The organism is Pleurocapsa sp. PCC 7319 (assembly GCF_000332195.1).
Lineage (GTDB): Bacteria > Cyanobacteriota > Cyanobacteriia > Cyanobacteriales > Xenococcaceae > Waterburya.
On record NZ_KB235922.1, the window covers coordinates 6,379,095 to 6,388,442 of the forward strand.

Annotated in this window: 10 protein-coding genes and 1 pseudogene; 6 read left to right on the forward strand and 5 right to left on the reverse strand. The window is 39.1% G+C overall.

Annotated elements, in window-relative coordinates; all coding sequences use genetic code 11:
- Window positions 1-42 precede the first annotated feature (42 nt).
- The 3 genes from PLEUR7319_RS0132955 to PLEUR7319_RS0132965 all read right to left on the reverse strand — a co-directional run bounded on the left by PLEUR7319_RS0132955 (window position 43) and on the right by PLEUR7319_RS0132965 (window position 2,066).
- The gene (locus PLEUR7319_RS0132955; RefSeq protein WP_019509517.1) at window positions 43-987 is read right to left on the reverse strand and encodes an alpha/beta hydrolase; all 945 of its coding nucleotides are present in this window, start codon (window positions 985-987) and stop codon (window positions 43-45) included.
- 354 nt (window positions 988-1,341) lie between these two features.
- Complete coding sequence (locus PLEUR7319_RS0132960) at window positions 1,342-1,560, reverse strand: hypothetical protein (protein ID WP_019509518.1); 219 nt, start codon at window positions 1,558-1,560, stop codon at window positions 1,342-1,344.
- Window positions 1,561-1,577: 17 nt separating this feature from the next.
- Window positions 1,578-2,066, reverse strand: a complete 489-nt coding sequence (locus PLEUR7319_RS0132965; RefSeq protein WP_019509519.1) for a hypothetical protein — start codon at window positions 2,064-2,066, stop codon at window positions 1,578-1,580.
- Window positions 2,067-2,359: 293 nt separating this feature from the next.
- Here PLEUR7319_RS0132965 and PLEUR7319_RS0132970 point away from each other — a divergent pair, with 293 nt between their 5' ends.
- The 6 genes from PLEUR7319_RS0132970 (at window position 2,360) to PLEUR7319_RS0132995 (ending at window position 7,796) form a co-directional block, all read left to right on the forward strand.
- Window positions 2,360-2,836 (forward strand): YbjN domain-containing protein, encoded by a 477-nt coding sequence (locus tag PLEUR7319_RS0132970; RefSeq protein WP_019509520.1) that lies wholly within the window; start codon window positions 2,360-2,362, stop codon window positions 2,834-2,836.
- A gap of 107 nt (window positions 2,837-2,943) precedes the next feature.
- Window positions 2,944-3,717, forward strand: a complete 774-nt coding sequence (locus PLEUR7319_RS0132975) for a biotin/lipoate A/B protein ligase family protein (protein ID WP_019509521.1) — start codon at window positions 2,944-2,946, stop codon at window positions 3,715-3,717.
- Window positions 3,718-3,751: 34 nt separating this feature from the next.
- On the forward strand, window positions 3,752-4,237 hold the full coding sequence (locus PLEUR7319_RS0132980; RefSeq protein WP_019509522.1) for an allophycocyanin subunit alpha-B: 486 nt from the start codon (window positions 3,752-3,754) through the stop codon (window positions 4,235-4,237).
- A 122-nt stretch (window positions 4,238-4,359) separates the two neighbouring features.
- Window positions 4,360-4,842 (forward strand): hypothetical protein, encoded by a 483-nt coding sequence (locus tag PLEUR7319_RS0132985; protein WP_019509523.1) that lies wholly within the window; start codon window positions 4,360-4,362, stop codon window positions 4,840-4,842.
- A gap of 43 nt (window positions 4,843-4,885) precedes the next feature.
- Complete coding sequence (locus tag PLEUR7319_RS37475) at window positions 4,886-5,326, forward strand: lipopolysaccharide assembly protein LapB (RefSeq protein ID WP_019509524.1); 441 nt, start codon at window positions 4,886-4,888, stop codon at window positions 5,324-5,326.
- A gap of 211 nt (window positions 5,327-5,537) precedes the next feature.
- A complete protein-coding gene (locus PLEUR7319_RS0132995; RefSeq protein ID WP_019509525.1) occupies window positions 5,538-7,796 on the forward strand; it encodes an FdhF/YdeP family oxidoreductase in 2,259 nt (752 codons plus the stop codon).
- A 65-nt stretch (window positions 7,797-7,861) separates the two neighbouring features.
- Here the strand turns inward: PLEUR7319_RS0132995 and pheS are convergent, their stop codons facing one another.
- Window positions 7,862-8,860, reverse strand: coding sequence for a phenylalanine--tRNA ligase subunit alpha (gene pheS, locus PLEUR7319_RS0133000; RefSeq protein ID WP_019509526.1), 999 nt, complete (start codon window positions 8,858-8,860; stop codon window positions 7,862-7,864).
- 352 nt (window positions 8,861-9,212) lie between these two features.
- Window positions 9,213-9,348: pseudogene (locus tag PLEUR7319_RS43775) on the reverse strand (RNA-guided endonuclease TnpB family protein); the annotation flags it as partial.

Consider the following 9,348-nt stretch of genomic DNA (forward strand, 5'->3'; position numbering starts at 1 on the left):
ATTATAGGTTAATTGGAATTCGGAATTCGGAGTTCAAAAAAGTCATGTTACCCGATATGCACCAGTCCCTATATCAAAACTCAATCCTTGCTCGGCTCTCCCACCACTGAAAGCAGTTTGAAAAATTTCCTTCACCTTAGCATTCTCTAGAGGTTCATCTTTGGTGAAATAATTATGAGCATTGCGAATAGATTTCGCGTCTGTGAAATCTAGATAAGTAGCATTTCTGGAATTAAGATTGCGTACGCTGTTTCCCAATCGGGACTCTTGTTCATCGCCTCCTTTCAACTCTGAAAAAGCTAAGGCAAAATCATCTTCATTGATAGTGATGAACAGACGATTGCGAAACTTGATTCGATCTACCCAGGTTACATGATCTGGATTGTTGACATCCGCAGCGATCATGACGATGTTATCGAATAATAATGTTTCTCCTTCATAAATAGGGGATTCTAGTAAATGCTCCAGTAAATAAGCTCCCATACTGTGCATAGCAAAGCTAATTTTTTGCCCACAGTCTCTGTCTCTATATTTTTTGAGATAGTCGGCAAGTTTCTCAAAAAAGCGATCAAGGGCATAAACTGACTGGGAAGCTTCTCGTTTATCGCTCCGATAACTTGTTGGACCATCACCATCTGATGGCCAAGTAAACAGCACTACTTCTAAATCTTGGTAAATCTCTTGTATTCTAAAAGCTATCTCTAAAGCTCCTTCAAAATTGGTATTAAAACCATGACAAAAGACAAGACAATTAGTTGAGCGATCGCACATTCGCTTTTGGGTTTTGAGAAATGCGGCTTCACTAGCCACCATTTCTTCTCCCTCGTAGATATCTCGATCTGGCAATATTTCTACTCGCCATGAACCGTCTACTTTGTTTACTTCTGCTAATCTTAGCTCGCTGGGATCGACTTCATTAAATCTTTTACCAAAACGTTTTTCAGGAGATTGAGACGGTTGTAAATTTCTGTTGGTAACAACATACATTTTAGATACTCCCTGGCAGTAATGTTAAGAATAAGGACTTTATTGTTTCCTTTCTATAAAACTATCCATTTTGTACCTTATTATTGCCCCGATCGCGAAAAATCATTTAAATAAAGCGATATTTCTTAATAATGCAATGGTTTATTACAAAGCGATGAGTCACTTGCTAATGGCTAATGGCTAATGGCTAATGGCTAATGGCTAATGGCTAATGGCTAATGGCTAATGGCTAATGGCTAATGGCTAATGGCTAATGGCTAATGGCTAATGGCTAATGGAAAAATTAGCAGAGAAATCAAACTTCAAAACACATGTAATAAATTAACTTCGATGTTTAATTTAGTGAAAATGAGCTTACTGAAATTCTTCAATTTTATCGAGACGGATTACCGGACCATTGTCTAATTTACACCAGTCAACACCTTCTGCAGCATATATATCTACAATCTGTCCTCTAACTTCGGTAAACTTATTTGATTTATTTCGGTATGTAATGGTGCATTGGCGTTTTAGAGTAGCAATTTCCTGCAGGATATCTCGTAAATAACAGCTTTCGGGAGTGTCATCAGTCATTGGTTAATCCTCATAATTTAAAAAGCACAATTCTTCGGCAGTGGTTCGACAGAAGCCAAAATAGCTGCGAAATGTTCGGGTAAATTAACTGGAGAAAAACCATCTCTAACTGTTCCCTGTTGAGCCATTGGACTATAACCATTAGAAGACATATGAACCCTGACAATGACCGTCTGATGGGGGTTAATTGCTACAATGCCTCCTGTACGTTGGAAGGGTTGTTCTTCTACATGACTATGCAAGAGAACTCGTCGATACAACAGTTCTCCTTCGGGGCTAATTACTTCCCACCAGTCAGCATAGCGATCGCAACCAGTATCAGGACTACTCACGGTAACAGAAAAAGTATAATTATTTGGTTCTCCAGTTGTTTCAACTTTAAGGACTTGGGCAAGTTTACTATTCTCGGTGGTAGCTGAGATCGGTTGTGATTGTGGTATTTGAGATTCGCTACTCATCCAACATCCACACAAAATTATGATTAAAGCTAAAAGAATCTTAGCCATATAAGTCCCTATAGTGCAATTAAATAAATATGTTTGAAACGATAGTTAGCTGTTATAGCATTACGTATTTAGGTTAGAACACTTTTTGAAACTAATACTTGCTACTTGTTACTTGCTACTTGCTACTTACGAACCAGTAACTTTGATTGTCCTAACACAACTTTGTACGGCTATAGCTGTTGGTTATCAGATAAAGTCAAAAGTTAAAATTAGTAGATCTAAGGTTAACAGTTATCATTACTTGATGCTAAATTCACTGTGTCAACATTAATTCAACTATAAGGAATGCTATTATGACTAGCCAATTTTCCAGTTCAGAAGCAGATACTGCACAGGCTGTTGAAGAGTTTGTTGAAGAAAGTTCCAGTCATCAAGAAGTTATTGAAACTGTGATTTCCAGCCTCGACCAAGACAATACGGCGATGGTGAGTCATTCCGATGAGGGAAGTCTTTGGAAATTTCAGTACGGCAGTGTGGAAGTTTTTGTCCAGCTTACGGGAGAAAGTGATGAAGATCTTTTAACAGTGTGGTCTAGCTTGCTCCAGTTACCCGCCCGTGATGAATCTGGGTTGATGCGTCGCTTGTTAGAAATGAATTGGACAGGTACTTTTGAAACTTGCTTTAGTATTCATGATGGTAAAGTCATGATTTCCTCACAACGTACGGTTGCTGATATGTACCCAGGAGAAATTTCTCGACTAGTTACTCTAGTAGCTAATATTGCTGATGATAATGATGAACTTTTAATAGAAGAATTTGGTGGTTCATAATCTTCGCCTAATTTTCTACCAAAATCTCAATTTTGAGGCTAGGCAATGAGTATAATTCACACCCTATTGCTTAGTCTTTAAACTTCATATCTAACTTAATTCATTTAATGAATCCTTGTTGGCGTTTTATCCCACCTCTTGAGACATCGGGAGCCATGCAGATGGCGATCGACCACTATTTACTTGAACAACTCCGTCAAGGAAAACATCCCCCTACAATCAGATTTTATACTTGGAATCCCCCTGCTATTTCCTTAGGTTATCACCAACAAGAATACCCTTCTGATTGGAACAATTTAAGTTTCCAAGGACAACATATAGATATTGTGTACCGTCCTACAGGAGGTAGAGCTGTGCTACACCAAGGGGATTTAACTTATATGGTAGTAACTTCTCTTATTCCAGGAAAACGTTTAGAAGCATATAAACAAATTTGTCAATTTTTAATTTCTGGCTGGCGATCGCTAGGTGTCAACTTAGACTACGGAAGAGCAACTAAAGAATATATCAAATATCATAATTGTTTTGCTACTGCCACGGGTTCGGATTTGGTAACAGAAGCAGGCAATAAAGTTATTGGTAGTGCGCAGTTGCGACGTGGGAAAGCAATTTTACAGCACGGCTCAATGATCGTCAACACAGATCAAAAGCTTTACAGACAAGTTTTTAACACTTCTTTAAAAGAAAATTTATCAACAACAATTAGTTGGGATCGCGATTGTGGTCAATTTAGTAGTCAATCTGATTATAATTGGTCAAAAATAATACAAAACTTAACTCAAGCTGCCAGAGCAACTTTTAAGATTGATATAGTAGAACAACCTTTATCTACTGAGGAATGGCAATATATTGCCAGTGAATTCTCTTTACTGAGATACTAGTCATATTAAAGCTAATTAAACCTATCCAGATATTATGAGCATAGTTAGTCAAGTCATCCTCAAAGCAGATGACGAACTACGCTACCCTAGTAGCGGTGAACTACAAGGCATTAAAAACTTTTTAACTACAGGGGAAAGGCGTGTCCGCATCGCTGAAACCCTAGCAGACAACGAAAAGAAAATTGTCGATCAAGCTGGCAAAGAACTTTTTAAACTACATCCTGAGTATCGTTCTCAGGGTGGTAATGCCTATGGACAAAAACAGTACAATCAATGTATACGAGATTTTGGCTGGTATCTCCGCCTAGTTACCTATGGTGTGATGGCAGGAGACAAAGGACCAATCGAACAGTCGGGTTTGATTGGGGTCAAAGAAATGTATAATTCCCTCGAAGTTCCTGTGCCTGGAATGATTGATGCCATACGTTGTTTGAAGAATGCAGCAGTTGACCTCCTGGGCAAAGAAGATGCTAAAGAGGCGGGTCTATACTTTGACTATATTATCCAAACTATGGCGTAGTTGGATTATTCAAACCCAATATTAACTGACTTCAAATAGGTAATTGATAATTGGTATTCAAGCGATCGCTATAAAATAGTTATCTGCTGTTTATCGATTGTCACTTACCTATAATTATTTTCATGGCTTGGCTAAAAAAAATTCCTGGGCTTTCTCTTATAATATTGTTATTAACCTATGGTGTTGAAGGGTGGATATATGGTTCTTGGGCAACTAGGTTATTAGAACAAGAAGAAATATTTTCCCAGCTTACTGAACTAACTCGTTTCAGTATTTTGTACGGCATTGCCGTTGCCATTATTTTATTTTTTGTAATTATTTTTACTGCTCCTATTTCCCTAATTGCCATTAGTCTTGATGGTTGGCTAAAATCTGACGGTAGAGCTTTTCTATCAATTTTTATTGGAGCTTTTACATTTACGATAATTGTACAAAGAGTAGATTATTTTGTCCGATTTCTCGTTTTAGCTGCGGCTGCTTTATTAGTTAAATTGGACTTGCAATTAGTTGGTTGTAATCGTTGGCTTTGTTCTCTAATTTTAATGCTCTTCTGTTGGTTAGGATTTACAGGAGGTACACTAGCTTTTTATAATTGGGGACTTTAAAAAATCCAAATTATAGTATCAATATCTATGATATTCAAAAAATATGGCCAAAAAGAAAGGAAAGAAAAATAAAACTTTACTGCGTATCGCAACTTTAGTTATGGGATTGGGATTTGCTGGTTCCACGCTGGCGATCGCTTTAAGCAGTGTTTTTAGTCGCAACAACTATAGTGCAACCAATGCTGAAAACTCTAGTGATGGTCCTTCAGCAGAAGAACAAATTCAGATGCAGGTTAACGGATATCAGAAAGTATTAGAAAGGGAACCGAAAAATATCACTGCTCTTCAAGGATTAGCTGAAATATATCTCCAAACAGGTAATCCGGAAAAAGCCATACCCACCCTAGAAAAACTAGTTGAATATTATCCAGAACAAAAAGAATACGCTGGCATTTTACAAATAATTAAACAGCAACAAGCTAGTCAGCCAGCAGAACCAACAGAACCAACAGAACAATTAGACAACACCCAAAAAACTGAATAACTTTTTTAATCAAAAGTATCGAGTAAGCATAAGCCATTGCCAAATCTTGAAACTGCTTCACAATCTGACTATAAGCATGGCGATCGCCGTTTAGTAAGACTTTGAAAATGCATTATTATTTATTGTTTGTGCAAGAAGTCTAGTTAAACTTAATGTAAGCGAATAGAAATTTTTGTCGGGCTCACTTTAACTAGTAAAGAGAGGTAGCAATGTGGATGAGAAGCAGATTCAACCCACTTCAGCATTCGATTACGAGCAAGAAGATATCCCAAAGGCAGGAGGAGGCTTGCCAGTACTGCAATACTGGGCGGAAAATACCCTCTCTCCCCAAGGCTTCAAACTTTGGAAAACCCTATTCCATAAAAGTGCTTGTTTATCCTGTTCTTGGGGAACTGGAGGGCAGTTAGGAGGATTTACCAATGAGGAGGGAGAAAAGCTGCAACGCTGTATGAAAAGTGTTGAGGCGATCTCGGCGGAAATTCAACCAGCAATTAAGACTAATTTTTTTGAGCAGCAAAGCATCCAGCAACTTCAGCAACTTACATCCCAAGAAGCAGATAGATTAGGCAGGTGGAGTTTCCCTGTGATTTTAGCCGAAGGAAGTAGCCACTATCAAAGAATTAGTTGGGATGAGATTTATCAACTTGCAGAAACGGCTTTTAAGACAACTCCAGAACGAGTAGCCTCTTATAGTTCGGGGCGTTCTTCTAATGAAGCGGCTTTTTTGTTGCAATTAATGATGCGGGCTTTGGACTCTAATAATCTTGCCGATTGTTCCGACCTCTGTCATGCCCCTTCAACTTTTGGACTCAAACGGACATTTGGCACTGGCACATCAATGGTCAGTTTACAAAGTTTAAAAGAAACTGATTGTGTCGTGCTAGCGGGTTCCAATGCTTCTTATAATCATCCTCGTCTAATGAATGAGTTGATTAAGCTGCGCGATCGCGGTGGCAAAGTAATTGTGATCAATCCATTTAAAGAAAGAGGGTTGGTTAAATTTGCTTCTCCCGCTTTTGTCAAATCTCTGCTGACTGGCTCCGATATTGCTTCTATTTATCTTCAGCCGATTCCTGGTAGTGATGTTGCTCTTTTTATCGGTATTCAAAAGTCTTTAATCGAGCAGGACAAAATTGATCTAGATTTTTTGCAAGCTCATACCGAAAATTGGTCGGAAGTAATTTCTCATGCTCGCTCTACTTCTTGGTCAACAATTACAGAAACTTGTGGTGTTTCCCAAGCAGAAATTGAAGCTGCGGCTCAGATAATTGGATCATCTCCTAAAGTTGTTTTTGCTTGGGCGATGGGTATTACCCAACAACAAAATGGCGTGGATAATGTGAGCAGTATTAGCAATACTGCTTTGATCACTGGAAATGTTGGTCGCTTTGGCACTGGGTTAATGCCTGTACGAGGACATTCCAATGTTCAAGGTTTTGGTTCGATGGGAGTTACCGTTAGACTCAAAAAAGAAATTCAACAGTCTCTAGAAAAACTTTTAGGTCGCTCCCTCAGTCGGATACCAGGATACGATACCCAAGCCTTAATCGAAGCAGCAGATGCAAAAAAAGTAGACACGCTTATTTGTCTCGGTGGCAACTTATATGGAGCAAATCCTAACTCCCACAAAGTTAAGCGAGCTTTAGGCAAAATTAAAACGATCATTTATCTAGCAACAAAGCCTAATTTAGGACATTTTCATGGTTTAGCACAACATCAAACAATTATTATTCCTGTTCTCAATCGTTTTGAAAATCCTCATAAAACAACTACCGAGTCTGGTAATAATTTTGTGCGTCTCAACGACGAAGGTCATACTCATCTCAAAAATGCCGACTTGATTGCTGAAGTAGATTTCCTGACTGAACTTGCCGATCGCCTTCATGGAGAACATCCTGTTAACTGGCGTAAACTTCAAGATACTAAGTATGTTAGACAGTTAATCTCCCAGACTATTCCTGGCTACGAAAAGATTGGCGAGATTGATGAAACAAAAGAAGAGTTTACCATTGGCGGACGGATTTTTAATCAGCCCCATTTCCCTACACCTTCTGGTAAGGCAACCATGTTTATTACTCCATTACCTCGGTTAATACTTCCTGAACCCCAAGACTTTGATGTTGACTATACTCACGGTATAGTCTTGGCACTAATGACGGGGCGTGGTTATGCTCAACACAACACAGTTGTATATCGGACTGAAGATAAATACCGTGGACTGTCTCATCGCCAATGTATATTAATGAATCGTTTCGATGCCGAACGTGCAGGCTTACAGGAACATCAACTTGTAACTGTCAAAGGAAATGCCAGCCATTTAGACAACATTGAGATTATTTATGGAGAAGTACGTCCAGGGGCTGCATTAATGTTTTATCCAGAAGTCAATGTGATATTTAATGCTCCTGTGGAGTCCCGTTGTGGAACTCCAGCTTTTAAGCGAGTACCTGTGCTTGTTTATACAACATAATTAATGCAGTCATTTCAAATCAAGTAGGGTGATTTTCGTAAGGGCATTTCGTGAAATGCCCCTGCCTAAAACTGATTTAAAAAGCGTAGATCGCTATTGTATAAACGGCGAATATCATCAATTTGGTGTAATACCATAGCAAATCTTTCTACCCCAAAACCAGCTGCAAAACCCGTATAGATCTCAGGATCGTAACCAACGGCTTTCAGAACATTGGGATCGACCATGCCACAACCCATGACCTCTAACCATTTACCTTTCCATTGAACATCTACTTCGGCAGAAGGCTCGGTGAAGGGAAAGTAACTAGTGCGAAATTGGACGGGAAGTTCATCGCCAAACATCCGCTGTAAGAATTCTTTGATTGTGCCTTTGAGGTCAGTAAATTTTATGCCTTTATCAACAGCTAATATTTCTATTTGATGAAACACTGCTGAGTGTGTAGCATCTACGGTATCCCGACGGTAATTTCGACCAGGAGCAATAATTCTAATCGGTGGTTCATGGCTTTCCATATAGCGAATTTGTACTGGGGAAGTGTGAGTACGTAGTAATTTTCCCCCTGGCAAATAAAAAGTATCCTGCATATCTCTAGCGGGATGATCTGGAGGAGTGTTCAGTGCCTCAAAGTTATAATAGTCTGTTTCTATTTGAGGACCAGTAGCGACGGTATAACCCAAACCAACAAAAATATTTAATGCACGATCAATTACTCCATTTAGAGGATGTACTCGACCCAAGGGACGATATACCCCAGGCATAGTTACATCTAAAGTTTCCGCTTTAATTTGCGCCTCAATTTGGGCTGTTTGCAAGGCTTGTTTACGCTGTTCTAGACTTGTTTGAACTTCCTCTTTGACCACATTAGCTTGGGAACCAACCGCCGGTCGCTCTTCAGGGGTTAATTTCCCCATCCCCCTCAAAATTTGGGATAGTTGACCTTTTTTGCCCAGATACTTAACTCTTAGCTGTTCTAATTCATCTAGGTTATCTGTTGCTGCGATCGCACTGACGGCGGCGGTATTTAATTCTTTTAGTTGTTCTTGGATCGAAGAAGTACTCATTCAGGATAATTGGCAATTTTTAGGAGTAAGGGATCAATCTAGGACTATACCATTAGTGGTAATTACACCCACAACAGTGACTCATAATAATATACCGAAATCTCTACCCAAAAATATTAATTACACCTAGTGTGAATTTGTAATGCGGAGAATATTTTTGATCAAAACTTAGAGGTATTGAAAACATATATAAATGTAGTGGAGTATATCCACTTTTTAAAGAGCTATCTAGCTAATTGAAGTATTTTGTCTGACGTACGGACTAATCATAAAAGGCTGATAGCTAATAGCCGATGGCTGATAGTTGAACCTCCCATCGCGGGACGCGAGGGATTCCCATATAGACTCACGACTATGCCGAAGCACCCGCCAGAACGCCATCACTGGGCTGTTTAATTACGGTAGTTCCTACCGCGATATTTTCTAAACCTCTATTTCTCACTACTTCTGCTGCTGCCACATCCCTGTTCTGAACGTATCCGCATTCA